Origin of the sequence: Kaistia dalseonensis (genome assembly GCF_030814715.1) — a bacterium.
In the GTDB taxonomy this organism is placed as follows: Bacteria; Pseudomonadota; Alphaproteobacteria; order Rhizobiales; family Kaistiaceae; genus Kaistia; species Kaistia dalseonensis.
The window spans coordinates 421553-447583 of sequence record NZ_JAUSVO010000002.1 but is presented as its reverse complement, the minus strand read 5'-3'; the positions used below and the strand labels follow the sequence as shown (position 1 = coordinate 447583).

29 protein-coding genes are annotated in these 26031 nt (G+C 66.4%); 23 read left to right on the top strand and 6 right to left on the bottom strand.

Translation table 11 applies throughout. The features are described from left to right. The first annotated feature begins 106 nt into the window (after positions 1-106). Positions 107-2026, top strand: a complete 1920-nt coding sequence (locus QO014_RS08280) for an NYN domain-containing protein (RefSeq protein ID WP_266348210.1) — start codon at positions 107-109, stop codon at positions 2024-2026. 93 nt (positions 2027-2119) lie between these two features. Here the strand turns inward: QO014_RS08280 and phbB are convergent, their stop codons facing one another. Both phbB and QO014_RS08270 read right to left on the bottom strand, forming a co-directional pair. Next, complete coding sequence (phbB, locus tag QO014_RS08275) at positions 2120-2848, bottom strand: acetoacetyl-CoA reductase (protein WP_266348209.1); 729 nt, start codon at positions 2846-2848, stop codon at positions 2120-2122. Between the two features lie 56 nt (positions 2849-2904). Further along, on the bottom strand, positions 2905-4086 hold the full coding sequence (locus QO014_RS08270; RefSeq protein ID WP_266348208.1) for an acetyl-CoA C-acetyltransferase: 1182 nt from the start codon (positions 4084-4086) through the stop codon (positions 2905-2907). A gap of 276 nt (positions 4087-4362) precedes the next feature. On the opposite strand from QO014_RS08270, the gene phaR reads away from it, so the two are divergent. The 3 genes from phaR (at position 4363) to QO014_RS08255 (ending at position 6246) form a co-directional block, all read left to right on the top strand. Further along, the gene (gene phaR / locus QO014_RS08265) at positions 4363-4974 is read left to right on the top strand and encodes a polyhydroxyalkanoate synthesis repressor PhaR (RefSeq protein ID WP_266348207.1); all 612 of its coding nucleotides are present in this window, start codon (positions 4363-4365) and stop codon (positions 4972-4974) included. 171 nt (positions 4975-5145) lie between these two features. Next, positions 5146-5514, top strand: a complete 369-nt coding sequence (locus tag QO014_RS08260; protein ID WP_266348206.1) for a YkvA family protein — start codon at positions 5146-5148, stop codon at positions 5512-5514. 225 nt (positions 5515-5739) lie between these two features. Further along, a complete protein-coding gene (locus tag QO014_RS08255) occupies positions 5740-6246 on the top strand; it encodes an invasion associated locus B family protein (RefSeq protein ID WP_266348205.1) in 507 nt (168 codons plus the stop codon). Positions 6247-6355: 109 nt separating this feature from the next. On the opposite strand, the gene QO014_RS08250 is transcribed toward QO014_RS08255, so the two are convergent. Both QO014_RS08250 and QO014_RS08245 read right to left on the bottom strand, forming a co-directional pair. Next, entirely contained in the window at positions 6356-7699 is a 1344-nt protein-coding gene (locus QO014_RS08250; protein WP_266348204.1) for an ATP-binding protein, read from the bottom strand. A gap of 4 nt (positions 7700-7703) precedes the next feature. Beyond that, positions 7704-8426 carry a response regulator gene (locus QO014_RS08245; RefSeq protein ID WP_266348203.1) on the bottom strand — a complete coding sequence of 241 codons (723 nt, stop codon included), beginning with the start codon at positions 8424-8426 and terminating at the stop codon, positions 7704-7706. A gap of 160 nt (positions 8427-8586) precedes the next feature. On the opposite strand from QO014_RS08245, the gene QO014_RS08240 reads away from it, so the two are divergent. The 19 genes from QO014_RS08240 (at position 8587) to QO014_RS08150 (ending at position 24055) form a co-directional block, all read left to right on the top strand. Then, positions 8587-8910, top strand: a complete 324-nt coding sequence (locus QO014_RS08240; RefSeq protein WP_266348202.1) for a hypothetical protein — start codon at positions 8587-8589, stop codon at positions 8908-8910. A 269-nt stretch (positions 8911-9179) separates the two neighbouring features. Then, a complete protein-coding gene (gene ffh / locus QO014_RS08235) occupies positions 9180-10727 on the top strand; it encodes a signal recognition particle protein (protein WP_266348201.1) in 1548 nt (515 codons plus the stop codon). Between the two features lie 55 nt (positions 10728-10782). Further along, a complete protein-coding gene (gene rpsP, locus QO014_RS08230) occupies positions 10783-11139 on the top strand; it encodes a 30S ribosomal protein S16 (protein ID WP_266348200.1) in 357 nt (118 codons plus the stop codon). A gap of 276 nt (positions 11140-11415) precedes the next feature. Continuing rightward, positions 11416-11967, top strand: coding sequence for a ribosome maturation factor RimM (gene rimM, locus QO014_RS08225; protein WP_266348199.1), 552 nt, complete (start codon positions 11416-11418; stop codon positions 11965-11967). Further along, a complete protein-coding gene (gene trmD / locus QO014_RS08220) occupies positions 11964-12677 on the top strand; it encodes a tRNA (guanosine(37)-N1)-methyltransferase TrmD (RefSeq protein ID WP_266348198.1) in 714 nt (237 codons plus the stop codon). The genes rimM and trmD overlap by 4 nt, the downstream gene beginning before the upstream one ends. Positions 12678-12858: 181 nt before the next feature. Then, complete coding sequence (gene rplU / locus QO014_RS08215) at positions 12859-13176, top strand: 50S ribosomal protein L21 (RefSeq protein WP_266348197.1); 318 nt, start codon at positions 12859-12861, stop codon at positions 13174-13176. Between the two features lie 57 nt (positions 13177-13233). Continuing rightward, positions 13234-13506: a 50S ribosomal protein L27 gene (gene rpmA, locus QO014_RS08210; protein WP_266348196.1), complete on the top strand. Its 273-nt coding sequence runs from the start codon at positions 13234-13236 to the stop codon at positions 13504-13506. A gap of 118 nt (positions 13507-13624) precedes the next feature. Next, on the top strand, positions 13625-14296 hold the full coding sequence (locus QO014_RS08205) for a GNAT family N-acetyltransferase (RefSeq protein ID WP_266348195.1): 672 nt from the start codon (positions 13625-13627) through the stop codon (positions 14294-14296). Further along, positions 14268-14825, top strand: coding sequence for a GNAT family N-acetyltransferase (locus QO014_RS08200; protein ID WP_266348194.1), 558 nt, complete (start codon positions 14268-14270; stop codon positions 14823-14825). Before QO014_RS08205 ends, QO014_RS08200 begins: the two co-directional genes overlap by 29 nt. Beyond that, the gene (gene obgE / locus QO014_RS08195) at positions 14822-15865 is read left to right on the top strand and encodes a GTPase ObgE (RefSeq protein WP_266348193.1); all 1044 of its coding nucleotides are present in this window, start codon (positions 14822-14824) and stop codon (positions 15863-15865) included. The genes QO014_RS08200 and obgE overlap by 4 nt, the downstream gene beginning before the upstream one ends. Beyond that, a complete protein-coding gene (proB, locus tag QO014_RS08190) occupies positions 15862-17019 on the top strand; it encodes a glutamate 5-kinase (protein WP_266348192.1) in 1158 nt (385 codons plus the stop codon). The genes obgE and proB overlap by 4 nt, the downstream gene beginning before the upstream one ends. A gap of 9 nt (positions 17020-17028) precedes the next feature. Further along, a complete protein-coding gene (locus QO014_RS08185) occupies positions 17029-18318 on the top strand; it encodes a glutamate-5-semialdehyde dehydrogenase (protein WP_266348191.1) in 1290 nt (429 codons plus the stop codon). Between the two features lie 59 nt (positions 18319-18377). Continuing rightward, a complete protein-coding gene (locus tag QO014_RS08180) occupies positions 18378-18998 on the top strand; it encodes a nicotinate-nucleotide adenylyltransferase (RefSeq protein ID WP_266348610.1) in 621 nt (206 codons plus the stop codon). Positions 18999-19111: 113 nt separating this feature from the next. Continuing rightward, on the top strand, positions 19112-19552 hold the full coding sequence (gene rsfS / locus QO014_RS08175) for a ribosome silencing factor (protein ID WP_370877119.1): 441 nt from the start codon (positions 19112-19114) through the stop codon (positions 19550-19552). Positions 19553-19564: 12 nt separating this feature from the next. Beyond that, positions 19565-20044: a 23S rRNA (pseudouridine(1915)-N(3))-methyltransferase RlmH gene (gene rlmH, locus QO014_RS08170; RefSeq protein ID WP_266348189.1), complete on the top strand. Its 480-nt coding sequence runs from the start codon at positions 19565-19567 to the stop codon at positions 20042-20044. A 191-nt stretch (positions 20045-20235) separates the two neighbouring features. Further along, positions 20236-21570, top strand: coding sequence for a murein hydrolase activator EnvC family protein (locus tag QO014_RS08165; protein WP_266348188.1), 1335 nt, complete (start codon positions 20236-20238; stop codon positions 21568-21570). After that, on the top strand, positions 21567-22901 hold the full coding sequence (locus QO014_RS08160) for a S41 family peptidase (RefSeq protein ID WP_266348187.1): 1335 nt from the start codon (positions 21567-21569) through the stop codon (positions 22899-22901). Before QO014_RS08165 ends, QO014_RS08160 begins: the two co-directional genes overlap by 4 nt. A 102-nt stretch (positions 22902-23003) precedes the next feature. Then, positions 23004-23522, top strand: a complete 519-nt coding sequence (locus QO014_RS08155; RefSeq protein ID WP_266348186.1) for an RNA pyrophosphohydrolase — start codon at positions 23004-23006, stop codon at positions 23520-23522. A gap of 158 nt (positions 23523-23680) precedes the next feature. Continuing rightward, positions 23681-24055: an RcnB family protein gene (locus QO014_RS08150; RefSeq protein WP_266348185.1), complete on the top strand. Its 375-nt coding sequence runs from the start codon at positions 23681-23683 to the stop codon at positions 24053-24055. Positions 24056-24141: 86 nt separating this feature from the next. On the opposite strand, the gene QO014_RS08145 is transcribed toward QO014_RS08150, so the two are convergent. Together QO014_RS08145 and atpD are read right to left on the bottom strand one after the other, a co-directional pair. Further along, positions 24142-24546, bottom strand: a complete 405-nt coding sequence (locus tag QO014_RS08145; protein WP_266348184.1) for a F0F1 ATP synthase subunit epsilon — start codon at positions 24544-24546, stop codon at positions 24142-24144. A gap of 27 nt (positions 24547-24573) precedes the next feature. After that, on the bottom strand, positions 24574-26022 hold the full coding sequence (gene atpD / locus QO014_RS08140; protein ID WP_266348183.1) for a F0F1 ATP synthase subunit beta: 1449 nt from the start codon (positions 26020-26022) through the stop codon (positions 24574-24576). Positions 26023-26031 lie beyond the last annotated feature (9 nt).

The window sequence follows — 26031 nt, the reverse complement described above, 5'->3', positions numbered from 1 at the left end:
CTAAAAGGTTGGACGCTCGGTCAAGAGGGGTCGGTCGAAGGGGGCTTCGGCTGCGTTTTTTCGCCCGCCGGGGACGGAAGACCTGGATGCGCCGCAGGGAGAGTTCATGACGGCCACTGTCAAGAGTGTATTGTTCGTCGATTACGACAGTCTTTATCTGAGCCTGCGCGCACGTGATCCCGGCATCGCCCGACGTTTTGCCCTGCGCCCTCAGACCTGGATCGAAGCGATCGAAGCGGGTCTCCTGATCGAGCCGCGGGGCGAGACGCCGGTTCGGCGCCGGATCCTGATGCGCCGCTGCTATGCCGATCCCAAGCTGCTCGGCAAGGCGCGGCCGGCCTTTCAGTCGCAGGGCTTCCAGATCGTCGATTGCCCGCCTCTCCCCGGCCGCGAGCGCAATTCCGCTGAAATCCAGATGGTGCTCGACACCGTCGACGCGCTCGGCCACCAGACCGGCTTCGAGGAGTTCATCCTTCTCTCGGCCGATTCCGACCTGACCCCCGTCATTTTCCGGCTGCGTTCCTATAATCGTTCGACCACCATCTATTCGACCGTGATGACGGCCGCGGGCTACCGGGCGATCGCGGACGGGGCCGTCGACGAGCAGGCGCTGATCGCGTTGCTGGCGCCGATCGCCGATACCGACGCGCCGGAAATCGAAGACGTGGACGAGGAAGCGACCCCCGGTCGCCCCGGCCACGAAAAGGATGAGCTGGCCGTTCTCGCCCGCCGCATCCACCAGATGGCGAACGTCCCGCTCTATTCGCCCAAGGTCTATTCCGAGCTCTTCCGCGCGCTGGCGAGCGAAGTGTCGGAGAAGGGCTACCATTTCCAGGCGACGGCCGAGAACGTGGCCGCGCGCATGGTCGCCGGCGGACGCAACGTGTCGCGGCGCCAGGTCGCCTTCGTCGTCAAGGGCCTTGCCCTCAAGGGACACGTCTTCTCGACCACGGATACGCCGCAGAGGCTGGCGGAGGTGTTCAAGGAGCAGGTGCTCTATCTCGCGCGCAGCGCCGGCATCGATACGGATGAGGGTGTCGAAGAGCGCATCCATGCGTGGATCGTCGGGCGCGGCAACGGCACGCCGGCTGCGGCTTCGGCTCCGGCTGCGATAGAGGCGCCCGCCCGGCCGGCTCCGAAGCCGGTTGCGGCCGAGCCCGAGGCGCCGCAGCGCGCGTCCGGATCGACAGCCCGGCTTTCGCCCATTCCCGCGCCGCCGGCCATGCCGGCGCCCGAGCCGTCGGCTCCGCGTGCCCCGCGCCCGATCACGGTGCCGCCGCCCGCTGCGGCCATTCCCCAGCCGGTTCGGCCGATCCAGGTTCGGCCGATCCCCGCTCCTTCGCCGGAGCCGGCACCGGCTCCCCGCAAGGCTGCCGCCGCTCCCGCCCCCGTTGCGGCGCCGCCGCCCGTTGACCCGCCGGCTCCCGAGCCCGTCATCGAGCAGCCGGAGGTCATTGTCACGCCGCCTCCGCCGGTCGCAGTTGAGCCCGCGCCTGCGCCGGCTCCGAAGGCCGAGGCTGTGCCGGATGAACCGCCGCAGCCGGTCGAGGAGCCCCGTCCGCGCCCCTTGATCGCGCCGCCGCGCTCGCGGCTTGCCCGTCCCGCCACGCCAGAGCCGGAGGCGCCCGTTCCGCCCCGGGCGCCTGCGCCCCGGCCGTCGAGCCCTGTTGCCCTGCGACCGCCGGCGCGTCGTCCCGCGGCGAGCGCGGCTGATCAGGCGGCCGATGGCAAGGATCCGATCGAGAGTTCGATCCTGGCGGCGATTGCCGAGGCGGTGGATGTCCTGGTCGTGAACGAGGAGGCGGAACAGGCGGCCGCACCCGCGCCGGCTCCCGAGGACATCGCGCCGGTCAAGGCGCGCAACGCGCCGGCGCCCAGCGCTGCGCCGGCATTGCCGCGTGCGCCCCAGCCCAAGGCGGTCGTCCGTCAGCCGACACCGCCGGTCGAGGAGGATGGCGATATCGGCGACGAGATCCAGCGCATCCTCGCCGCCTACAGCCAAAACAGAAAGCCGCCCGGCAAGTAGCGCGGGCGGCTCGGTAGCGAGGGGCCCGTCGCGACAGGCGGCCCTTATGAGGCGATGATCGGCGACCGGACCAGAGGCCCGGTCCCATCGGCTTCAGCCATTGGCGATGTACTGGCCGCCATTGATCGTCAGCACGGCGCCCGTCATGAAGGCGCTCTGATCCGAGGCGAGATAGCCGACGACGGCGCCGATTTCATCGGCATTGCCGAGGCGGCCGACCGGGATCTGCGCAATGATCCCTTCCAGAACCTTCTCGGGCACGCCCGCCACCATGTCGGTGTCGATATAGCCGGGGCAGATGCAGTTGACCGTGATGCCCTTGCGGGCATTTTCCAGCGCCAGCGCCTTGGTGAAGCCGATCACGCCGGCCTTTGCGGCCGAGTAGTTCACCTGGCCGAGCTGGCCCTTCTGGCCATTGATCGAGGAGATGTTGATGATGCGGCCGAAGCCGCGATCACGCATGCCCTCGATGACGGGCCGCGTCATGGTGAACATCGAATCGAGATTGGTGCGCAGCACCGCCGACCAGGCATCGTAGTCCATCTTGTGGAACCAGCCGTCGCGGGTGATGCCGGCATTATTGACGAGGATCTCGACCGGCCCGACGGCCGCCTCGACCTCGGCGATGCCCGCGGCGCAGGCGGCGGCATCGCCGACATCCCACTGGAACACGGCGATGCCGGTCTCGTCGCGGAAGGCGTGCGCCTTCTCGACATTGCCGGCAAAGGTGGAAGCCACCGTATAGCCCGAGCCCTTCAGGGCGATGGCGATTGCCGCGCCAATGCCGCGCGTACCGCCTGTGACGAGGGCGACTCTACCCATGTTTTCCCCCTGCTTGTCCGGATCGGTTTATGCCCGATGCCTGGAGCCGTTTAATCTCAGCGCTCGACCGTGAGCGCGATGCCCATGCCGCCGCCGATGCAGAGCGTCGCGAGGCCCTTCTTGGCGTCGCGACGGATCATCTCGTGCAGCAGCGTGACCAGGATGCGGGCGCCCGAGGCGCCGATCGGGTGGCCGATCGCGATGGCGCCGCCATTGACGTTGACCTTCTCGGGATCCCAGCCGAGTTCCTTGTTCACGGCGCAGGCCTGCGCGGCGAAGGCCTCGTTGGCCTCGACGAGATCGAGTTCGTCCTTCGACCAACCGGCCTTGGCGAGCGCCTTGCGCGAGGCGGGAATCGGGCCCGTGCCCATCAAAGCGGGGTCGACACCGGCCGTAGCCCACGATGCGATGCGGGCGAGCGGGGTCAGGCCGCGCCTGGCGGCTTCGCCCGCCGTCATCAGCACGACGGCGGCGGCGCCGTCATTGAGGCCCGACGCGTTGGCGGCGGTGACCGTCCCGTCCTTGGTGAAGGCCGGGCGCAGCTTGGCGACGGATTCGAGCGTCGCGCCGGCGCGGATATATTCGTCCTGGTCGACGATGATGTCGCCCTTGCGGGTCGAGACCGTGAAGGGAATGATCTCGTCCTTGAACCTGCCAGCCTTCTGCGCCGCCTCGGCCTTGTTCTGCGAGGCGACGGCGAACTCGTCCTGCTGGCCGCGCGTGATCTGGAACTCGCGGGCCACGTTCTCGGCGGTGATGCCCATGTGATAGCCGTTGAAGGCATCCCAGAGGCCGTCCTTGATCATGGTGTCGACGAGACCGAGATCGCCCATCTTGGTCCCGGCGCGCAGATAGGCGGCGTGGGTCGAGAGCGACATCGATTCCTGGCCGCCGGCGACGATGATCTCGGCGTCGTCACTGGCGATCTGCTGCAGGCCGAGCGCCACGGCGCGCAGGCCCGAGCCGCAGACCTGGTTGAGGCCCCAGGCGGTGGTTTCGATCGGCAGGCCCGCGGCGATGGAGGCCTGGCGGGCCGGATTCTGGCCCTGCGCGGCGGTCAGCACCTGGCCGAGAATGACCTCGTCGACTTCGCCTGCTTCTGTCTTCGCCCGCTCGAGCACGCCCTTGATCACGGCGGCGCCGAGAAGGTGCGCCGGCGTCGTGCCGAAGGCGCCATTGAAGGCGCCGACGGCGGTGCGCCCGGCGGCTGCGATGACGATATCCTTGTCAGAAGCCATGACAAACTCCTTGGCGAAACTCTTCGCGATGGGGGTTCAGCGATTGAGGCGATGAGAGACTGCTCCCATGGTTCATGTCAACCAGAGGCAGCATGAATGCGTTGCTGCAGTGCAGCAATCGCGCAGCAAATCAGAACTGATGCGTTGCACAAAACATTGGCGGTCCCGCACGAAAACACCTATCGTATAGGTGGGAGAAGGGCTGCAACCGAGGACCCCTTGGGGTCGCCGGCGTGGCGCGGCCGATCAATCACGAGAGGGGTGATGGAAGCGGACATGGCCAAGGATCAAGAACCGACGACGATCAAGAAATACGCCAACCGCCGGCTCTACAACACGGGCACCTCGACCTATGTCACGCTCGAGGATCTCGCCACCATGGTGAAGACGGGCGAGGATTTCGTCGTCTTCGACGCGAAGTCGGGCGAGGAAATCACCCGCTCGGTGCTGACCCAGATCATCTTCGAGCAGGAGAACAAGGGCCAGAACCTGCTGCCGATCACCTTCCTGCGCCAGCTGATCCGCTTCTATGGCGACTCGATGCAGAATCTGGTGCCGACCTATCTCGATTTCTCGATCGACAGCCTGACGCGCGATTCAGACAAGCTGCGAGGCCAGATGGCCAACGCCTTCGGACCGAGCGCCTTCTCGGCGATCGAGGAGACGGTGCGGCGCAATACCGAGATGTTCGAACAGGCGATGCGCATGTTCCTGCCGTTCAGCGGCGGACGCCCCGATCCCGTTCCGACGACCGACCGGCCGAATGGCCGCGCGGATGGCAAGACCGAGACCAAGGCCGACGCCAAGTCCGAGGGCGATTTCGACGTGCTGAAGCGCCAGCTCGACGAAATGCAGAAGAAGATCGACCAACTGGCCGGCAAGGGCTGAGCCCGCCGCTGCCGGCGAGGCGCCCCGCCGGCTGACCGCCACGAAAGGCGCCTGCCCCTCGTCTTGACGAGCGGCCGGCATCCGGACCCGCTGCGGCCGATATGTCGTGCGGCGGTCTTTGCAGAGGCGGCGTGACCCACCATATCTTTTGGCGTGTGAAAGGATGGTGCGATGGGCAACGTTCGCTCTGGCGATATTCTGGGACCCGAAGGCAGCGACGAGCAGGCGGAGAAGGTCCGCGCCGGCTTCTGGAAGACCATGCGTCGTGCGGCACGCAGGATTCCCTTCGCCGAGGATGTGGCGGCCGCCTATTTCTGTGCCTTCGACGGCGATACGCCGCTGCGCGTCCGTGTCACGCTGATGGGCGCGCTCGCCTATTTCGTGCTGCCGATCGACGCCGTCCCCGACTTTATTGCCGGCATCGGCTTCACCGATGATGCGGCGGTGCTGATGACCGCGGTGACCCTGCTCGGGGCTCATCTGAAGCCGGTCCATCGCGAGGCGGCGCGCCGTGCGCTCGCTGGTGACGATCCAACCTGATCGTCCGGAATGCGCGATCTTCCTGACGCTAAGTCACGCGTCTCTGACGCCAAGTCACACTCTTGCCCCATTGCCGCGACCAATTCAGGGGCATCACATGTCACTGGCGTGCCGGGCGGACGTGGTTCACGAAATGTTAACCGCGACCTTATCAATTTGACTAAATTGCCCGGGTTATGGATTGTTCCGCCCGTTCGGCGCGCTGGCAAACTTGGTGGAAAGACAATGAACGCAATCAGGATCGCGACCGCCGCGCTCCTCGTCGGTGCTTTTGCCGGCGTGGCGCATGCTCAGACCCCGAATCGCGTCGGTACCTTCAAGGACTGGAGCGCCTACGCCTATTCCGACGCGCGCGGGAAGGTGTGCTACGCCGCCTCGCAGCCCAAGTCGCAGAAGCCGGAAGGCGCCAAGCGTGATCCCGCCTATTTCATGGTCACCGCCCGGCCGGCCGAGAATGTGCGCAGCGAGATCTCCGTGATCATCGGCTATCCCTTCAAGGAAGGCTCTAAGGTCACGGTCGACATTGACGGCCAGAAATTCTCGATGTTCACCAAGGACGATGGCGCCTGGATCGAGAACGCCGCCGAAGAGGCCTCGCTGATCGCGGCGATGAAGAAGGGCCACGCCATGTCGGTCTCCGGGACGTCGCGTCGCGGCACGGTGACGACGGATGCCTATTCCCTCTCCGGTATCTCGGCTTCGCTCGATTCGGTCGCCAAGAGCTGCCCGTAGGTTCCAATTCCTCTTTTTGATCATTCATTGCCGGGTTCGCCCGGCAATGACCTTCCGATCGCGATGATCGCCCGCTGAAGAGCGACGCCCACCGGATGGCGGGCGGTGGTCAGCGTGGCAGCGCGATGCCGACGCGCGCGCCGCCGCCGGGCCTGTCCTCGATGAAGACCCGCCCCGAATGGGCATCGACAACCTCGCGCACGATGGCGAGGCCGAGGCCTGCGCCGCCCGTATCGCGGCTCCGTGAGCCCTCCAGCCGCTCGAACGGCTCCAGCACGCGCTCGCGGTCGCTCTCGGGGATGCCCGGCCCGCGATCCTCGACGAGAATCACGACCTCGCTGCCGTGCTCTTCCAGCGACAGGTCGGCCGCGCCGCCGTAATTGATGGCATTGTCGATCAGGTTTCCGATCGCGCTGGCAAGGGAGAGCCGCCCGCCGGCGATCGAGAACGGCTTGTGGGGATGCTCGAAGATGACCTTGGCGCCGGCTTCGCGTCGGACCGCCGCGATATCGTCGATGAACGCGACGAGATCGATCGGCTCGCGCCTCTCGCTGTACCGGGTCGATTTGGCATAGAGCAGCGCCTGCTCGAGCAGCGCCTGCATGTCCTCGACATCGCGCTCGGCCGGAACGCGGATGTGCTCTTCCGGGATGAGCGCGACGCGGAGCCTCAGCCGCGTCAGGTAGGTCCGGAGATCATGGGCGATGGCCGCCAGCACGAAGGTCCGGCCATGCACCAGCCGTGTGATGCGCGCTTGCATGGCGTTGAAGGCGCGAATCAGCGAGCGCATCTCCGGCGCGCCCTTTTCGGGCATGGCTTCCGGCGTCATGCCGTGGCCGAATCGCTCGACGGCGCTGGCGAGTTTCGCGAGCGGCCGTGTTTCGCGCAGGATGGCGAGCCCGGCGAGGCTGGCGACGATGAAGCCCAGAATACCGGCGAGGAAGCCGGCGGGCAGGCCGAGCAGGCGGATGGAGAGATTGTCGGTGGAGTGAATGAAGAGGCTCCGCCCTCGGGAAAGGCCGATCGTGATCTGCACGGGCTCGCGCACGAAGAGCGAGAACGGATCGCGCGCCACCTCGAGTTCCAGCAAGGGCGTCGTATCGGAAACGGCGATGATCGGGCGCGCGTCTCCATCGGGCAGGTTTCGCCGGATGGCATTCTGTAGCCAGTAGATGCGGGGCAGCGCGACCTCGACCGGCGCCGGCGTATCGCGGATCGCCGCGGTCAGGCCCGGCCCGTTCAGCGCCCGCAGGATCAATCGCTCATCGGCAGGATCAGAGGTCTCGATCAGTTCGACGAGCGCGGCCACCTGATCGGGGAACGGGAAGCGCAGCCCGGTCGCCGTCGCCTCGCTCCGGCGGGCGAAATTGATCGCGGCCGAGCCGAGCTGGACGGCGACGAGCGCCAGAATTACCACGAGGGTCACCCGCCAGGCGAAGCTGAGCCGCATCATGGCGTCAGCCTTCCCTCATCTCGGCCGCGAACAGATAGCCGCCATTCCTGACCGTGGTGATCAGCCCGTCCGAGCCCGGCGCGGCCTCGGTCAGCTTGCGCCTGAGGCGGCTCACGGAGACATCAATCGTCCGGTCCAGCGGGTCCGACATGCGGCCGCGCGTCCAGTCGAGAAGCTGGTCGCGCGAGAGTACGCGGCGTGGGTGCTCTATGAAGCAGACCAGCAGGTCGAATTCGGCCGAGGTGAGCGCGACACGGCGCTCCCCGATCTCGAGGCTGCGCATGTCGATGTCGACGATGAAATCATGGAAGCGCCGCCGCCGGCGCGGCTCGTCCTCGGCGACCGCCCGTCCGCTGCGGCGCAATATGGCGCGGATGCGGGCGAGAAGTTCGCGCGGATTGAACGGCTTGCCGAGATAATCGTCGGCGCCGAGCTCCAGGCCGACGATGCGGTCTATATCGTCATCCTTGGCGGTGAGCATGAGGATCGGAACCCGGCTCCGGGCGCGCAGGCGGCGGCAGATCGAGAGGCCGTCCTCGCCCGGTAGCATCAGATCCAGGATCACCATATCCGGCTCGGTTCGGCCGAGCGCCATGTCCATGGCGCTGCCCGACAATGCGACCTCGACCTCATAGCCTTCGCGGCCGAGAAACTCGCTCAGCAGCGCGCCGATCTCGCGGTCGTCCTCGACGATGAGGATGACCGCCTGTTTGCTCGTCTGATCCATGGTCCGAACCTGCCCGCTGCGATCATCGCAAGCAATGCCGGCGGGGGTCGCGGTTACAAATCTTTACATCCTGCCGCAACCACGCAAATCCCCTGCAAAGTCGATCCCGGATTCTCTCCCCGTCGAGACCGCCCCGCTCGATCCACCAAGGAGAGCTTTGATGATGACGACGAACACGATCCGCCCGCTTCTGGCCGGCACCCTTGCGACCCTCGCCCTCGTCGCGCTGGCGACGCCCGCGAGCGCCTGGACGCGGAACGGCAGCGTGACGACGCAGCGCGGGACCTATGTGACGAGCGGCTCCGGCTATTGCGCCTATGGTGTCTGCCAGCGCAGCGGCAGCGTGACGGGCCCTTATGGCGGCACCGTCAGCCGTTCCGGCGCGGCGGTTCGCACGGCGCCGGGCGTGGTGACCTATGGCGGCACCATGACTGGGCCGCGCGGCGGCACGATCATGCGGAGCGGCACCATCAGCCGCTATTGAGCGCGTTCCGGCCGGCCGGCATGTCGTCCGCGCATGTCCGCCGCGCCGGCCGTTTCCCGATGGGCGTGGCGTTTCCCGCGCCCCTTGATTGACTTCGCCGCGGCTTCCACGTAGAAACCCGCGGAAATTCTGCGAAGAGGTATCCTCCGAGCCGCCGACCGGGACGAGATCCCGGAGGTCAACGTCCGCCAGCGCGATGCGCCCGCGGGCGCTGATTTCATTTGTTAATACGGCGGATCGGAAGCGATCCCTCCGAGGAAACGGAACCGATGTTCGACAATCTGTCAGAACGGCTGTCAGGCATATTCGACAAGCTCACCCGCCGCGGTGCGCTTTCGGAGAGCGATGTCAACGACGCGATGCGCGAAGTGCGCCGCGCGCTGATCGAGGCCGACGTCGCGCTCGATGTCGTGCGCTCCTTCACCGACAAGGTGCGCGCCAAGGCGGTCGGCGCGGATGTCATCCGTTCGGTCACGCCCGGCCAGATGGTCGTCAAGATCGTCCACGACCAGCTCGTCGAGATGCTGGGTTCGGAAGCCGAGACCATCGATCTGAACGCGCCGGCGCCGGTGGCGATCATGATGGTCGGCCTGCAGGGCTCGGGCAAGACGACCACATCGGCCAAGATCGCCCGCCGCCTCAAGGAGCGCGACAAGCGCAAGGTGCTGATGGCGTCGCTCGACGTGCGCCGTCCCGCCGCGCAGGAGCAGCTCCGTATCCTCGGCGAGCAGAACGGCATCGACACGCTGCCGATCGTGGCGAACCAGTCGCCGACCGATATCGCGACCCGCACGCTGCAGGCGGCGCGACTCGGCGGCTATGACGTCGTCATCCTCGACACCGCCGGCCGCACGCATATCGACGAGCCGCTGATGGTCGAGATGGCCGACATCAAGGCCATCGCCAAGCCGCACGAGATCCTGCTCGTCGCCGACAGCCTCACCGGCCAGGACGCCGTCAATCTCGCCCGCTCCTTCGACGAGCGCGTCGGCATCACCGGCATCGTGCTGACGCGTGCCGATGGCGACGGTCGCGGCGGTGCCGCTCTCTCGATGCGCGCCGTCACCGGCAAGCCGATCAAGCTGATCGGTACGGGCGAGAAGGCGACGGACCTCGAGGATTTCCATCCCGGCCGCATCGCCAACCGCATTCTCGGCATGGGCGACATCGTCTCGCTCGTCGAGAAGGCGGCGCAGAATATCGACATGGAACAGGCCGCGAAGGCGGCCGAGAAGATGCGCAAGGGCATCTTCGATCTCGACGATCTCGCCGATCAGCTTCGCCAGATGGAGAAGATCGGCGGCATGTCCGGCATGATGGGCATGTTGCCCGGCGTCGGCAAGCTCAAGAAGCAGATGGAAGGCGCCAATCTCGACGATGGCATGATCAAGCGCCAGGTCGCGATCATCTCGTCCATGACCAAGGCCGAGCGCCGCAATCCCGACATCCTGAAGGCGAGCCGCAAGAAGCGCATCGCCGCCGGCTCGGGCACGAAGGTCGAGGAAGTCAACCGCCTGCTCAAGATGCACCGCCAGATGGCCGACATGATGAAGGCCATGGGCAAGGGCAAGGGCGGCATGCTCGGCAAGATGATGGGCGCGCTCGGCGGCGGCATGGGTGGCGGAATGCCGCCCGGCGGCATGCCGAACATCGATCCGGCCCAGCTTGAAAAATTGGCGAAGCAGATGGGTGGCGCGGGCGGCATGCCCGGCGGTCTCCCGCCCGGCCTCGGCAAGGGAATGCCCGGTCTGCCGGGCCTCGGCGGCGGCAAGCTGCCCGGCCTCGGCGGTTTCCCGGGTCTTGGAAAGAAGAAATAGCGGGCCGAAAGGCCCGACCAACCTCTGAAGAATTCAGTTTCGAAAGGAAGAAGAAATGTCCCTCAAGATCCGTCTCGCCCGTGGTGGTGCCAAGAAGCGTCCGTTCTACCGCATCGTCATCGCCGACGCCCGTTCGCCGCGTGATGGCCGCTTCATCGAGAAGATCGGCTCGTTCGATCCGATGGTCGCCAAGGACAGCGACAAGCGCGTCGTGCTCGATGTCGAGCGTGCGAAGCACTGGCTGTCGGTCGGCGCGCAGGCGACCGATCGCGTCGAGCGTTTCCTCGCCGATGCGGGCCTGCTGAAGCGCGAGACGCGCAACAATCCCGAGAAGGCCGTCCCCGGCAAGAAGGCGCAGGAGCGCGCCGCCGAGAAGGCCAAGAAGGCCGAGGCCGCCGCTTCGGCCGAGTAATAGGCTTTCCCGAGCCTCCCCGCCCGGGAGGCTCCTGGACGCCCCCCTGATGGCAGAGCTGCCCTGTCGGTGAAGCCGATGCCGCGCACTCTCCCCCGACCGGGGGAGAGATGGAGCGGGCAGAAACAGGCGCAGAACGCGACCGGCGCCGGCATGTCCCGCCGGCGAGCGGGGCGCCTTCCTGTCCTTCCCCTTCGGGGAGGAGAAGAAAAGCTGACGGGACGATGCAAACGTTCCGCAAGCGTCCCTCAAGGGGTGTGCTCGGAAAGGGATAGAATGGCTGCGTCCGCTTCGGAAAAAGTCCTTCTCGGCCAGTTCGGCGCCGCGCATGGCATTCGCGGCGAGATCAAGCTCGCGAGCTATACGGATGCGCCGCTCGGCATTGCCGATTATGGCCCGTTCACGCTCGATGATGGCCGCGTGGTCGAGATCCTTGGTCTGCGCATGCAGGGCGATTCCATCATTGCGCGCGTCAAGGGCGTGATCGATCGCAATGCCGCCGAGACACTGCGCAATCGCAAGCTCTTCGTCGAGCGCTCGGCCCTGCCCGAGCTCGAGGAGGAGGATGATTTCTATCATGCCGACTTGGTCGGCCTCCGTGCCGAGCTCGAGGATGGTACGCTCTATGGCAAGGTCATCTCGGTGCAGAATTTCGGCGCCGGCGACTTGCTGGAGATCGAGCCGGTCCCGGCGGGGCGCAGCTTCTACGTGCCCTTTACGCGCGCGATCGTTCCGACCGTCGACGTGAAGGGCGGCAAGCTCGTCGTCGTGCCGCCGCCGGAGGTCGAAGTCCGTGAGGACGATGCGGCCGGGGAGGAGGAGGCGTGAACGCGCCCGCCGCTCCGTGGCAGGCGACGATCCTCACGCTCTATCCGGAAATGTTTCCCGGCCCGCTGGGCCAGTCGCTTTCCGGGCGCGCGCTCGCCGAGGGCAAGTGGTCGCTGGAAGCCCGCAACATCCGCGATTCCGCCACCGGCAAGCACCGCAACGTCGATGATACGCCCGCCGGCGGTGGTCCCGGCATGGTCATGCGCGCCGATATCGTCGCGGCCGCCATCGACGCCGCGACACCACCCGGCGACAGCCGTCCCCGCTTCCTGATGAGCCCGCGTGGCCGCCCGCTGGAGCAGGCGCGCGTGCGCGATCTCGCCCAGGGGCCGGGCGCGATCATCCTCTGCGGCCGCTTCGAGGGCGTCGACGAACGCGTGATCGAGGGACGTGGCCTCGAAGAGGTTTCGATCGGCGACTATGTGCTCTCCGGCGGCGAACTCGGCGCCATGGTGATGCTCGATGCGGTGATCCGCCTGTTGCCGGGCGTCATGGGCGCCGCCGATTCGGGCACGGAGGAGAGTTTCGAGGCCGGCCTGCTCGAATATCCGCATTATACCCGTCCGCGCGAATGGGAAGGGCGCAGCATTCCGGACGTGCTCCTCTCGGGCGATCACGCGGCAATTCTGCGCTGGCGCCGGCGCGAGGCCGAACGGCTCACGCGCGAAAGGCGGCCCGATCTCGCCGCCAAAGCCGGCTTAGCGGACTGAGCGGTTCTTTCACGGCCACGAAATGGCGGTTTTCGGCCCTGTTTCGCTTGACAGTCAGGACCGAGTCCTTCTACATGCGCCGCGATAGGGACGCCGCGTTTCCGTGGCCTCTTATTGTTCCATAACCCTTCGACTGAAGAAGCTGGTCCTTTGAGGCCGCGCTGAACAACTGGAAAAAACAATGTTCGCAGTCATTAAGACGGGTGGCAAGCAGTACACGGTTGCCGCCAATGATGAGCTCGAAGTCGAGCTCCTGACCGGCGAAGCCGGCGACAAGGTCACCTTTGGGGAGGTTCTCCTCCTCGGCGGCGAGAACGGCGTGACGGTCGGCGCTCCCTTCGTGGCGGGTGCTTCGGTCGCGGCTGAAATCGTCGACCAGACCCGGACCCGCAAGATCCTGGTCTTCAAGAAGCGCCGCCGCCAGAATTCCAAGCGGAGCCGTGGTCATCGCCAGCATCAGACGGTGGTTCGCATCACCGAGATCGTCGCCGGCGCTTAAGGCTTATGTGAGCGGCGCTTTCGAGCGCGCCCTAAAAAACGGATCAGGAGTTCCATCATGGCACACAAAAAGGCAGGCGGTTCGTCGCGCAACGGTCGCGATTCCGCGGGTCGCCGTCTCGGCGTGAAGAAGTTCGGCGGCGAAGCTGTCGTCTCCGGCAACATCATCATTCGTCAGCGCGGGACGCAATGGCATCCCGGTACCGGAGTTGGCCTCGGCAAGGATCACACGATCTTCGCCGTACAGGACGGACATGTAGCATTCCGTCAGAAAGCCAATGGTCGTGTTTACGTCTCCGTCGCCCCGGCGACGATGGAGGCTGCTGAGTAATACCGGCCTTTCCATGTGAACGCCGGTGTCGCATCGACCCGGCGGACCGTGACGGTCAGGAAACAGGGGAGATGGGACACCATCTCCCCTTTTCTATTGGCCCGATCGGGAGGCTCCAATGCGGGACGATGCGAGCGAAGAGACCAGCGAAGGCGAAGAACGGCGGCTGCTGACGCGGCGTCTCATCCTGCGCCCCCCGGGCATTCAGGATGCGGCCGCCCTGGCAGCAGCGATCGATAATCCACGTGTGGCGATGAACCTCGTCACCGTGCCCTACCCCTATCGGCGCACCGATGCCGAGATCTGGATCGAGCGCGAGCGTTCGGTCGAGGATGCGCCCGGTGCCTCGCATATCGCCATCTCCCGCAACCAGGGTGGCCTGGTCGGCGCAGGGTTTCATCGGCCGAGCACCGTCTGGCCGGATGGTTTCGAACTCTCGTTCTGGGTCGCCGAGCGATTCTGGGGGCAGGGCTTCGGCACCGAGATCGCCCATGCGGTCATCGACGATGCCTTTGTCCGCGGCGGCGTCATGCGGCTCATCTGCGCGATCCGCGTCACCAACGGCTCGGCGCGACGGGTCGTCGAGAAGTGTGGCTTCCAGTTTCGCGATACGGGCATGGTTCGCTCGATCGCGACGCGCGGCGCAGTGCCCGTCGAGCGCTTTGTCCTGGAGCGCCGGGTCTGGCAAAGTCTGAAGGCTTGGGGAGCCGAGCGCGTGATGCAGGATTTCGGCCCTGCACGGATTGTCGAGGGATCGGCCAATGATGTTGACGAGAGCAGCGCGGCCTGAAAGCCGCATCGAGACCGAGCGGCTCGTATTGCGTCCGGCTGAATTGTCGGATGCGGATGCGATCACCGCCGGCCTCGGCGATTTCGAAGTCACGCGATGGCTGGCCCGCGTTCCCTATCCCTATGACCGGGAAGAGGCGGAGCGTTTCCTGCTCTGGGAGCGGCGGCAACGCGGCTCCGGCAATGAGCGGGTCTACATCATCGATCGCGATGGTCCGCTCGGCCTGATTTCGCTGCGCGATTTCGGTCGTGCGCCGGTCCTGGGCTACTGGATCGCCCGGCCGCATTGGGGGAAGGGCTACATGACGGAGGCCGTCGGCGCGCTGGTCGCGGAGACCTTCGCCAATCCCGCCGTGCTGGAAATCCGCTCCGGGGTCTTCGAAGGCAATCTGCGCTCGCTCGCGGTCCAGAACAGCTATGGATTCGAGATCACGGGCCATTCGGTGCAGCACAACCTTGCGCTTGGCCGCGATCTCTCGCATATCGACACGGTTCTGACGCGTACGCGTCACCTAGAGTTCAAATCATGAAATTTCTCGACGAAGCCAAGGTTTTCATCCGCTCCGGCGACGGAGGTGCTGGATCCGTGTCTTTCCGGCGCGAGAAGTTCATCGAGTTCGGCGGACCGGATGGCGGTGATGGCGGGCGCGGCGGCGATGTCTGGGCCGAGTGCGTCGACGGTCTCAACACGCTGATCGACTATCGCTACCAGCAGCATTTCAAGGCAAAGACCGGCGTGCACGGCATGGGCCGCAACATGGCCGGCGGCCGTGGCGCCGACGTCACGCTCAAGATCCCGGTCGGCACGCAGATTTTCGACGAGGATAATGAGACGCTGATCGCTGACCTGACGCGGGTCGGCGAGCGCGTGCTACTCGCCAAGGGCGGCAATGGCGGCTTCGGCAATGCGCATTTCAAGACCTCGACCAACCAGGCGCCACGCCGGGCCAATCCGGGCCTGCCAGGGCTGGAGCGCTGGATCTGGCTGCGGCTGAAGCTGATCGCCGATGCCGGCCTCGTCGGGCTGCCCAATGCCGGCAAATCGACCTTCCTCGCGGCCGTCTCGGCGGCGAAGCCGAAGATCGCCGATTACCCCTTCACCACGCTGCATCCGAACCTCGGCGTCGTGCGCTCTGACGGGCGTGAATTCGTCATGGCCGATATTCCGGGCCTGATCGAGGGCGCGCATGAGGGCACTGGTCTCGGCGACCGCTTCCTCGGCCATGTCGAGCGCTGCCGCGTGCTGCTTCATCTCGTGGACGGCACGCAGGAAGACCCGGCCGAGGCCTATGTCGTCGTGCGCGGCGAGCTCGAGGCCTATGGCGGCGGGCTCGGCGAGAAGCGCGAGATCGTGGCGCTGTCCAAGGCGGATGCCATTCCCGCCGACGAGCTCGAAAAGAAGAAGCGGCAGCTCGCCAAGGTGGCGGGTTCGCCCCCGATCGTGCTCTCGGCCGCGACGGGGCAGGGCATGGAAGCGGCGCTGCGCATGCTGGCGCGCATCATCGACGAGGGTCGCACCATCGATCCGAACGATGTGCCGTCGCCCAAATCGGAGCACTGGCGGCCATGAGCGTGATGGCGGAGCGCTCGGCTGCCGCCGCGCCCGGGCCCAAGCCGGAAGATTTTCGCCGGATCGTGGTCAAGGTCGGATCGGCGCTGCTGGTCGATCGCGCAAATGGCAAGCTCAGGGCGGACTGGCTCGAAGCGTTCGTCGACGACATAGCGCGGCTCGCCAGTGGCGGCCGCGAGATCCTGCTCGTCTCTTCGGGCGCGATTGCGCTCGGGCGCGGCGTGCTCGGCCTGCCCAAGGGCGTGCTCAAGCTCGAGGAAAGCCAGGCGGCGGCCGCCGTCGGGCAGATCGCACTGGCGCGGGCCTATTCGGAAATGCTCGGGCGCCACGGCATCACGGCCGGCCAGATCCTGCTGACGCTCGGCGATACCGAGGAGCGGCGGCGCTATCTGAACGCCCGCTCCACCATCGGCACGCTCACCCGGCTCGGCGCCATTCCCGTGATCAACGAGAACGACACCGTCGCAACGAGCGAGATTCGCTATGGCGACAATGACCGTCTCGCCGCGCGCGTCGCCTCGATGATGGGCGCCGACCTGCTGGTGCTGCTCTCCGATATTGACGGGCTCTATACGGCCCCGCCGCAATCCAATCCCGACGCGAAGCTGATCCCGGTCGTGGAGCGGATCACGCCGGAGATCGAGTCGATCGCGGGTGGTCCGGGTTCGGAGCTCTCGAAGGGCGGCATGAAGACCAAGGTCGAGGCCGCCAAGATCGCGACGGTAGCGGGCGCCACCATGGTGATCGCGCTCGGCAAGCCGCTGAACCCCTTGAAGCGGATATCCGATGGCGCGGCGGCGACGTGGTTCCTCCCCGAGAGCAATCCCGTCACGGCCCGCAAGAAATGGATCGCCGGCCATCTGGAGACGCGCGGCCTGATCGTCATCGACGATGGCGCCGTCAAGGCGCTGCGCAGCGGCAAGAGCCTGCTTCCGGCGGGTGTGCGCCGTGTCGAGGGCCGGTTCCAGCGCGGCGACGCGATCGTGATCCAGGGGCTTTCGGGCGAGGAGGTCGGACGTGGCCTCGTCGCCTATGATGCCGGCGATGCCGAACGCATAGCCGGCCGCAATACACGCGAAATCGAGACGATCCTCGGCTATGCCGGGCGCGCCGCCATGGTCCATCGGGACGACATGGCGCTGCGCGGCGAATAGGAGAGCGAGATGACGGCCGCCCTTGCCACGATCAAGACCGACGACGTCGCCGCCATCATGCGCGACATGGGCCGCCGTGCCCGCGCCGCTGCACGGCAGATGGCGATGGCGCCGACCGAGGCGAAGAACAACGCGCTGATGGCCATGGCCGCCGCGATCCGGGCCAAGGTTCCGGCCATCCTTGCCGCCAATGCCGAAGATGTCGCGGGCATGAAATCGGACAATGCGGCGCCGTCCTTTCTCGACCGGCTGACGCTGACGCCGGCCCGGATAGAGGGCATGGCGGCCGGCGTCGAGGCGATCGCGGCCTTGCCCGATCCCGTCGGCGAAGTGACATCCTCGTGGGACCGTCCGAACGGGCTGCACATGGAGCGCGTGCGCACGCCGCTTGGCGTGATCGGCGTCATCTATGAGAGCCGGCCGAACGTCACCGCGGATGCCGGCGCGCTCTGCCTCAAGGCCGGCAATGTCGTGATCCTGCGCGGCGGCTCGGATTCGTTCCGCACCTCGCAGGTGATCCACGAGGCGCTGGTCGAGGGGCTCGTCGCTGCCGGGCTCCCCGGCGATGCGATCCAGATCGTGCCGACGCGCGACCGTGCGGCCGTGGGCGCCATGTTGAAGGGCCTCGACGGCGCGATCGACGTCATCGTGCCGCGTGGCGGCAAGAGCCTCGTCGCCCGCGTCCAGGAGGAAGCGCGCGTGCCGGTCTTCGCCCATCTCGAGGCGATCGTGCATGTCTATGTCGACGGGTCCGCCGATCTCGACATGGCGAAGTCGCTGCTCGTCAACGGCAAGATGCGGCGGACGGGCGTCTGCGGCGCGACCGAGACGCTGCTGATCGATCGCTCGGCCGTCGAGAGCCATCTCGTGCCGGTCGTGCGCGCGCTGATCGCCGCCGGCTGCGCCATTCGCGGCGATGCGGAGGTGTGCCGCCGTATTCCCGAGGCGACGCCGGCGCTCGAAGCCGACTGGTCGACCGAATATCTCGACGCGATCATCTCCGTGAAGATCGTCGACGGCCTCGACGAGGCCGTCGCCCATATCGAGACTTATGGCTCGCACCACACCGATGCGATCATCACCGAGGATGCGGAAGCCGCCGCGCGCTTCCTGAGCGAGGTCGATTCGGCGATCACCGTGCACAATGCGTCGACGCAATTCGCCGATGGCGGCGAGTTCGGCTTCGGCGGCGAGATCGGGATTGCCACCGGCCGCATGCATGCGCGCGGTCCCGTCGGGCTGGAGCAACTGACTTCGTTCAAATATCGCGTCCACGGCACGGGGCAGACCCGGCCGTGAGCTTCCTCAAGCCGGTCCATGGTCAGCGGGTCCATCTCGATGATCACGCCGATCCGGCGCTGCGTTCGGCGCTGAAGCTGCCGCTCGCGCTGCCGGGCCAGCGGATCGGCCTCTTCGGCGGCTCGTTCGATCCGCCGCATGCCGGCCACGTCATGGTCAGCCTGATGGCGCTGCGCCGGCTGCAGCTCGATCAGGTCTGGTGGCTGGTGACGCCCGGCAATCCGCTGAAGCATCGCGAGCCCGGCGATCTCGGCCGCCGCATCGCCGCCGCGCGGGCGATCGTCGCCGGCCATCCGGGCATCCGCATCACGGCGGTCGAGGCGACGCTCGGCACGCGCTATACCGCCGATACGCTCTCGCTGCTGTCGCAGCGCCTTGCCGGCGTCAAGCTGGTCTGGATCATGGGCGCCGATAATCTGCGCCAGTTTCACCGCTGGCGCGACTGGCGGCGCATCGCCGGCCTGATGCCGATCGCCGTCTATGATCGCCCCGGCAGCACATTTCGCGGACCGGCGGCCCCGGCCGCCGTGGCGCTCGCGCGCTGGCGGATCGACGAGCAGGATGCCACCCTCCTGCCCGACCTTGAGGCGCCCGCCTGGACCTTTCTGCACGGTCCGCGCGTCGCCTTGTCCTCGACGGCGCTCCGCGCCGCACGGCACAAGGAAAACGTGCCGTCTTGAAAGCTTCACCGCGTCGTGCCTATTTTAAGCTCAGCGGTGCGTATCAGCCGCGGGAGAGCCTTGGTTGCGGCCAATGAAAGGCCCGATGCGCCCTATGGCGAAAGGAACGACCACTGACGACGGCAATTCAAACTGAGGCCGCGGCTGACCGCGTTCCTCACCGGACGGCCGTGCGCCGGCAGATTGCGGCGAACGACGTTCTCAAAGCAGTCCTGGAAAGCCTCGACGATTCGAAGGCCGAGGACATCATCTCGATCGACATTGCGGGAAAATCGGCGCTGGCCGACCATATGGTCGTGGCCACGGGCCGATCGCAACGGCATGTTGGCGCGATCGCGGACCATCTGAGCCGCGATCTGGCCGAGGCGGGTTGCCGCGTCGGCAGCGTCGAAGGCATGCCTCATTGCGATTGGGTGCTGATCGACGCGGGCGATGTCATCGTCCATGTCTTCCGGCCCGAGGTCCGCACCTTCTACAATCTCGAGAAGATGTGGTCCGCCGATCCGCCGAAGGCGACGACACAGCGCACGGTTCCGGAGGCTGTCGAGGTCTGATAGAGACCTCCGATGCGAATTACTCTGGCAGCTGTGGGCCGGCTGAAGGCCGGCCCTGATCGCGCGCTCGTGGAGCGCTATGTCGAACGCGCCGGCCAGGCCGGCCGTTCGCTTGGCTTGACCATGGCCGTGCGCGAATTTCCCGAGAGCCGCGCCGGGCGCGGCGAGGATCGCATGGTCCAGGAAGGCGCGGCGCTGATCTCCGCCCTGCCGGATGGGGCGCGCCTCGTCGTGCTCGATGAGCGCGGCCCGACGCAGACCAGCCAGGAGTTCGCCAAGCGCCTCGGCGCCTGGCGTGACCAGGGCCAGCGCGACCTCGTCTTCGCGATCGGTGGTGCCGACGGCCATGGCGAGGCGGTCCGCAGGCGCGCCGACGATCTGCTGGCCTTCGGCGCGATGACATGGCCGCACCAGATCGTGCGGCTTCTTCTCGCAGAGCAGATCTATCGCGCCATGACGATTCTGTCCGGGCACCCCTATCACCGCGATTGAGCGGCCGCGCTTCGGCCGTAATCGGCCCATAGACTGGCTTTGTGCGATGGTTGACGCATCGTTAATGCTTTGAAGCCAAAGCTGCTGTTTTCGTGGTTGTCGACCACGCCGGGCCGATTCACTTGCTGCGAACCTCTCTTTCTTCGCTGAGCTTGCCTGTTGCCGCGATGCTCGCGGCGGCGGCTGCAGCCATGGTTCCGGCGGGAGAGGCGTTCGCGGTCGACCAGACACAGGGCGCCGCGCCCGATGCCCCTGTTTCGGCCGCTCCGGTGCCGGCCGCCGACGCGGTCGCCAGGACGCAGGAGCAGCGCAGCGCGAGGCGCGCCGAGCTCGACGCTATCACCCATGATATCGAGGTCACCCAGGAGCGGCAGGCCGCCCTCCAGGCGGAGATGGCCAAGCTCGACCAGGATCGGGCCTCCTTGAACCAGACCCTCATCGACACCAGCGACCGGGCGCAGCAGCTCGAGAAGAAGGTCGACGAGGCCGAGCAGCGCATGGGGAGCCTGCTCGACGAGGAGAAGGACGTGCACGCTTCGCTCGCAGCGCGGCGCAATGTCCTGGCGAACGTGCTGGCGGCGTTGCAGCGTATGGGGCGTAAACCGCCGCCCGCGATCGTCGTCCGGCCTCAGGATGCCCTTTCCGCCGTTCGCAGCGCCATGCTGCTCGGTGCCGTGGTTCCCGAACTGCGGAGCGAGGCGGGAAAGCTTGCCGACGACCTCCAGCATCTCGTGGCGCTGAAGAGCGAGCAGCAGCGCGAGCGCGACCGCATGCGCGCCGACGCGACGGCGCTTGCCGAAGAGCGCACGCGGATCGAGATCCTCGTCGAGGAAAAGCGCAAGGCGCGCGCCTCGTCGGAGGAACAGCTCGTTTCCGAGCAGCAGCATTCGGAAGAGCTCGCCAAGCGGGCGACCGATCTGAAGGGCCTGATCGCCAGCCTCGAGGAACAGCTCGCCTCCGCTTCCAATGCGGCCGAGGCCGCGCGGCGCGCGGAGGCCGCGAACCAGGCCGCAATCGATTCCGGCACGGCTTCGCGCCATCCCGACAGCCTGGGTGCTGCCGACCGCATCGCGCCCGCTGTCGCCTTCGCCGATGCCAAGGGGCTGCTGCCTAAGCCCGTCAGCGGCGTCGCGCTCAAGAATTTCGGCGATGCGGACGGCCTCGGCGGCACGACGCAGGGCCTTTCGATCGCGACCCGTGCCGGGTCCGGCGTCTCGTCGCCGGCCGATGGCTGGGTGGTCTATGCCGGGCCGTTCCGTTCCTATGGACAACTCTTGATCATCAATGCCGGCGGCGGATATCATATCCTTCTGGCAGGGATGGAGCGGATCGACGTCGAACTTGGACAGTTCGTGCTCGCGGGCGAGCCTGTGGCGGTCATGGGATCGCGTTTGCTCGCTACGAATAGTGTCGCGGGAGTTGGCGCGACGCAGCCGGTGCTCTATGTCGAATTCAGAAAAGACGGTACCTCGATCGACCCGGCCCCATGGTGGGCCCGATCCAACGACGAAAAGGTTGGCGGATGATTCGTAATGCTTCGCTTCTTCTGGCCGGTACGATCATCGGCGCGACGGCGGCGCTCACCTTTACTCAGGTTCCCAACCTGATTCCGGGTGTGGCGCACGCGGCCGTGTCCGACACGTATCGGCAGCTCAATCTGTTCGGCGACGTGTTCGAACGGGTCAGGGCCGACTATGTCGAGCAGCCCGACGACGCGGCGCTGATCGAGGCGGCCGTCAACGGCATGCTGACATCGCTCGATCCGCATTCGAGCTACATGAACCCCAAAGACTTCAAGGACATGCAGGTCCAGACCCGCGGCGAATTCGGCGGGCTGGGCATTGAAGTCACGATGGAGGACGGCGTCGTCAAGGTCGTCTCCCCGATCGACGATACCCCGGCTGCCAAGGCCGGCATCCAGGCGGGCGACCTGATCGTCTCGATCGATGGCGAGCCGGTCCAGAACCTCAACCTGAACCAGGCCGTCGAGAAGATGCGCGGTGCGGTCAACACGCCGATCACGCTGCAGATCCAGCGCAAGGGCATCGAGAAGCCCTTCGACGTGAAGGTCGTGCGCGACGTGATCCGCATCCAGTCCGTCAAGTCGCGCGTCGAGGGCGATGTCGGCTATATCCGCATCTCCAGCTTCAACGAGCAGACCTTCGACGGGCTGAAGACGGCGATCGCCAAGCTGCAGGACCAGATCGGCAAGGACAAGATCAAGGGCTACATCCTCGATCTGCGCAATAATCCCGGCGGCCTGCTCGATCAGGCGGTCGCGGTTGGCGACACGTTCCTCGATCACGGCGAGATCGTCGCGACCAAGGGCCGCCATGCCGACCAGAACACGCGCTATGACGCGCGCGACGGCGACCTGACCGACGGCAAGCCGGTGATCGTGCTGATCAATGGCGGTTCGGCTTCGGCGTCCGAGATCGTGGCCGGCGCGCTGCAGGATCAGAAGCGCGCGACCATTCTCGGCTCGCGCTCCTTCGGCAAGGGTTCGGTGCAGACGATCATTCCGCTCGGCTCGAACGGTGCGATCCGCCTGACGACGGCGCGCTACTACACGCCGGCCGGCCGCTCGATCCAGGCCAAGGGCATCGATCCGGATATCCAGGTGCTGCAGGACCTGCCGCCGGAGCTCAAGGACCAGGTGACGGACACCAAGGGCGAGGCCTCGCTCAAGGGCCATCTGACCAACGAGGCCGGTGGCGCCGAGGGCGGTGGTTCGCAGGCCTATGTCCCGCCGGACGAGAAGGACGACAAGCAGCTGCATCAGGCGCTCGACCTGCTGAACGGCGTCATCGTCAACAGCGCCTTCCCGCCGGACCCCAAGACGGTGGTTCCGAACTGATCAGGACGGCGCCCCCCGGGGCGCCGTTTTTCTGTCGGGCGCAGCCTGGCCGGACGTGGCCGCTGCGCTCATCTCCCATGACTTGCTCGGCGGATCATGCCCATGTCGAAGAAGAAGCTCGTCGATCCCAATACGTTGCCCTATCGGCCCTGCGTCGGGACGGCCGTGTTCAACCGCGATGGCCTCGTCTGGATTGGCGAGCGCTCGCCCAATGCGGAGCTCGCGCCGGGCGATCCGGTCTGGCAGCTGCCGCAGGGTGGTATCGACGAGGGCGAGGCGCCGCTGCCGGCAGCGCTGCGCGAGCTCTATGAAGAGACCAGCATGAAGTCGGTCTCGCTGCTCGCCGAGGCCGAGGGCTGGTTCGACTACGACCTGCCGCCCGAGTTGGTCGGGATCGCCCTTAAGGGCAAGTTTCGCGGCCAGCGGCAGAAATGGTTCGCCTTCCGCTTCGAGGGCGACGAGCCCGAAATCGACGTACTCAATCCCGGTGGCGGCAAGCACGAGGCGGAGTTCATCTCGTGGCGCTGGGAGCGGCTGGAGGTTCTGCCGAGCCTGATCGTGCCGTTCAAGCGCAAGGTCTATGAGCAGGTCGTCGCTGCCTTCCGCCATCTGGCCGCGTGATCGGCAGGCGGCATGGCCGCGCGCCATCTGGCGGCGGATGTCGCGGACATTGCGAGGGATTCGGCGGACGAGCCTGAACGGAGAGTAAGGCAGCCATTCAGTTTGAGTTCATCCTACGATTGATAGAAGGGGCTCATCGGCAACCCAAGGAGCCCCCCATGAAACGCCTTCTTCTCATCCCGGTCGCATTGGCGATGCTCTCCGTTCCGGCCGCCAATGCCCAATCCTATCGCGGCCCGGCGCAGCCGCAATCATGGTCGCAGAGCGATCGCGGCCAGCCCGGTCGCCCGGGGGATGTACGGGGGCAGGACCATGTCCGTGGCCATGATGATCGCAGCCGCTACGGCAAGCCGCAGCAGCGTTGGCAGCAGGGTCAGCGCATGCCGAGGAACCAGTGGGGCAGGGACGTAGACTATCGCCACCACCACCTGAAGCAGCCGCCGCGCGGCTATCGCTGGGTCGAGCAGGGCAACCAGTATTTCATGATCGGCATGGCGAATGGCGTGATCGCGGCGATCGTCGGCGCCCGTTGATCCGGCGCGACGCCAATAAAAAAACCCGCCGCCATCATCGGATGGGGGCGGGTTTTGATCGTCTGAGTTTGCCGAACGGCGCTGGCTCAGTGGCCGAGCGCGGTCTTGACGTCGTTCAACTGGGCCAGCTTGGTCGCAGCCGCGGTGCGCGTCACATCGTCGGTCGCGTCAGCCAGATCTTCCTCGGCATCGCGAATTTCGGCTGCGATGCGCTCGGCATTCAGGCTTTCCACCGGAATGGCCTGCTCGGCGAGGATGGTCAGGCCGTTCGCATTGATGTCGGCGAAGCCGCCGCGAACGAAGAAGCGCTGGGCCGCTCCGCTGGCCGGCGTCACCGTGACGACGCCGGGCTTGATGGTCGCCATGAAGGGCGCGTGGTTCTTCAGAACCTCGAACTCGCCCTCCGATCCCGGCACGACAACCGAGAGGACCTGCTCCGAGAGGAGCAGACGCTCGGGCGAGACGAGTTCGAACGGGAACGGATCGGCCATGGAAACTTACCTCTTGTCGTCGGGCGATCAGGCCGCAGCCGCGAGCTTCTTCGCCTTGGCGATCGCGTCCTCGATGGTGCCGACCATGTAGAAGGCAGCCTCGGGCAGGTGATCATAATCGCCGTCGCAAAGGCCCTTGAAGCCCTTGATGGTGTCGGCGATCGGCACCTGGACGCCCGGCTGGCCGGTGAAGGCCTCGGCGACGTCGAAGGGCTGCGACAGGAAGCGCTCGATCTTGCGGGCGCGGGCGACGGTGAGCTTGTCCTCTTCCGAGAGCTCGTCCATGCCCAGGATCGCGATGATGTCCTGGAGCGCCTTGTAGCGCTGCAGGATCTGCTGCACGCGACGGGCAACCGCATAATGCTCTTCGCCGACGATGGCCGGGGACAGCATGCGGGAGGTCGAGTCGAGCGGATCCACGGCGGGATAGATGCCCTTTTCCGAGATCGCGCGCGACAGGTTGGTCGTGGCGTCAAGGTGAGCGAAGGAGGTGGCCGGCGCCGGGTCGGTCAGATCGTCGGCCGGCACGTAGATCGCCTGCACGGACGTGATCGAGCCCTTGGTCGTCGTGGTGATGCGCTCCTGCAACTGGCCCATGTCGGTCGCCAGCGTCGGCTGATAGCCCACGGCCGAAGGAATACGGCCGAGAAGCGCCGACACTTCCGAACCCGCCTGCGTGAAGCGGAAGATGTTGTCGACGAAGAACAGCACGTCCTGGCCCTGGTCGCGGAAATGCTCGGCGACGGTCAGGCCGGTCAGCGCGACGCGGGCGCGGGCGCCCGGCGGCTCGTTCATCTGGCCGAACACCAGCGCGCACTTCGACTTGACGGCCGGATCGGGATTGTGCGGGTCGGCGTTCACCTTGGAATCGATGAACTCGTGATAGAGGTCGTTGCCTTCGCGGGTGCGCTCGCCAACGCCGGCGAACACCGAATAGCCGCCGTGAACCTTGGCGACGTTGTTGATCAGCTCCTGGATCAGCACGGTCTTGCCGACGCCGGCGCCGCCGAACAGGCCGATCTTGCCGCCCTTGGCGTAGGGCGCGAGCAGGTCGACAACCTTGATGCCCGTCAGCAGGATCTCGGCATTGGTCGACTGCTCCGAATAGGTCGGGGCGGGCGCGTGGATCGGGCGCAGGCCTTCGGCCTCGACCGGGCCGGCTTCGTCGATCGGCTCGCCGATCACGTTCATGATGCGGCCGAGCGTGCCGACACCGACCGGAACCTGGATGGGAACGCCGGTATCGCGAACGGGCTGGCCGCGGACCAGACCTTCGGAGACGTCCATGGCGATGCAGCGGACCGTCGATTCGCCGAGGTGCTGGGCAACCTCGAGAACGAGGCGGTTGCCGTTATTGCTGGTCTCGAGCGCGTTCAGGATGGCCGGCAGATGACCTTCGAACTGCACGTCGACGACGGCGCCGATGACCTGGGTGATGCGGCCGGATTCGGCCTTCTGATTGGTGGTATTCGCCATGGTGTTCTA

Bases quoted from the DNA above. Each gene is read 5' to 3' on its own strand.
- QO014_RS08280 (WP_266348210.1), top strand. From the start codon at position 107: ATGACGGCCACTGTCAAGAGTGTATTGTTCGTCGATTACGACAGTCTT.
- phbB (WP_266348209.1), bottom strand. From the start codon at position 2,848: ATGGGTAGAGTCGCCCTCGTCACAGGCGGTACGCGCGGCATTGGCGCG.
- QO014_RS08270 (WP_266348208.1), bottom strand. From the start codon at position 4,086: ATGGCTTCTGACAAGGATATCGTCATCGCAGCCGCCGGGCGCACCGCC.
- phaR (WP_266348207.1), top strand. From the start codon at position 4,363: ATGGCCAAGGATCAAGAACCGACGACGATCAAGAAATACGCCAACCGC.
- QO014_RS08260 (WP_266348206.1), top strand. From the start codon at position 5,146: ATGGGCAACGTTCGCTCTGGCGATATTCTGGGACCCGAAGGCAGCGAC.
- QO014_RS08255 (WP_266348205.1), top strand. From the start codon at position 5,740: ATGAACGCAATCAGGATCGCGACCGCCGCGCTCCTCGTCGGTGCTTTT.
- QO014_RS08250 (WP_266348204.1), bottom strand. From the start codon at position 7,699: ATGATGCGGCTCAGCTTCGCCTGGCGGGTGACCCTCGTGGTAATTCTG.
- QO014_RS08245 (WP_266348203.1), bottom strand. From the start codon at position 8,426: ATGGATCAGACGAGCAAACAGGCGGTCATCCTCATCGTCGAGGACGAC.
- QO014_RS08240 (WP_266348202.1), top strand. From the start codon at position 8,587: ATGATGACGACGAACACGATCCGCCCGCTTCTGGCCGGCACCCTTGCG.
- ffh (WP_266348201.1), top strand. From the start codon at position 9,180: ATGTTCGACAATCTGTCAGAACGGCTGTCAGGCATATTCGACAAGCTC.
- rpsP (WP_266348200.1), top strand. From the start codon at position 10,783: ATGTCCCTCAAGATCCGTCTCGCCCGTGGTGGTGCCAAGAAGCGTCCG.
- rimM (WP_266348199.1), top strand. From the start codon at position 11,416: ATGGCTGCGTCCGCTTCGGAAAAAGTCCTTCTCGGCCAGTTCGGCGCC.
- rplU (WP_266348197.1), top strand. From the start codon at position 12,859: ATGTTCGCAGTCATTAAGACGGGTGGCAAGCAGTACACGGTTGCCGCC.
- rpmA (WP_266348196.1), top strand. From the start codon at position 13,234: ATGGCACACAAAAAGGCAGGCGGTTCGTCGCGCAACGGTCGCGATTCC.
- QO014_RS08205 (WP_266348195.1), top strand. From the start codon at position 13,625: ATGCGGGACGATGCGAGCGAAGAGACCAGCGAAGGCGAAGAACGGCGG.
- QO014_RS08200 (WP_266348194.1), top strand. From the start codon at position 14,268: ATGATGTTGACGAGAGCAGCGCGGCCTGAAAGCCGCATCGAGACCGAG.
- obgE (WP_266348193.1), top strand. From the start codon at position 14,822: ATGAAATTTCTCGACGAAGCCAAGGTTTTCATCCGCTCCGGCGACGGA.
- proB (WP_266348192.1), top strand. From the start codon at position 15,862: ATGAGCGTGATGGCGGAGCGCTCGGCTGCCGCCGCGCCCGGGCCCAAG.
- QO014_RS08185 (WP_266348191.1), top strand. From the start codon at position 17,029: ATGACGGCCGCCCTTGCCACGATCAAGACCGACGACGTCGCCGCCATC.
- rlmH (WP_266348189.1), top strand. From the start codon at position 19,565: ATGCGAATTACTCTGGCAGCTGTGGGCCGGCTGAAGGCCGGCCCTGAT.
- QO014_RS08165 (WP_266348188.1), top strand. From the start codon at position 20,236: ATGGTTCCGGCGGGAGAGGCGTTCGCGGTCGACCAGACACAGGGCGCC.
- QO014_RS08160 (WP_266348187.1), top strand. From the start codon at position 21,567: ATGATTCGTAATGCTTCGCTTCTTCTGGCCGGTACGATCATCGGCGCG.
- QO014_RS08155 (WP_266348186.1), top strand. From the start codon at position 23,004: ATGTCGAAGAAGAAGCTCGTCGATCCCAATACGTTGCCCTATCGGCCC.
- QO014_RS08150 (WP_266348185.1), top strand. From the start codon at position 23,681: ATGAAACGCCTTCTTCTCATCCCGGTCGCATTGGCGATGCTCTCCGTT.
- QO014_RS08145 (WP_266348184.1), bottom strand. From the start codon at position 24,546: ATGGCCGATCCGTTCCCGTTCGAACTCGTCTCGCCCGAGCGTCTGCTC.
- atpD (WP_266348183.1), bottom strand. From the start codon at position 26,022: ATGGCGAATACCACCAATCAGAAGGCCGAATCCGGCCGCATCACCCAG.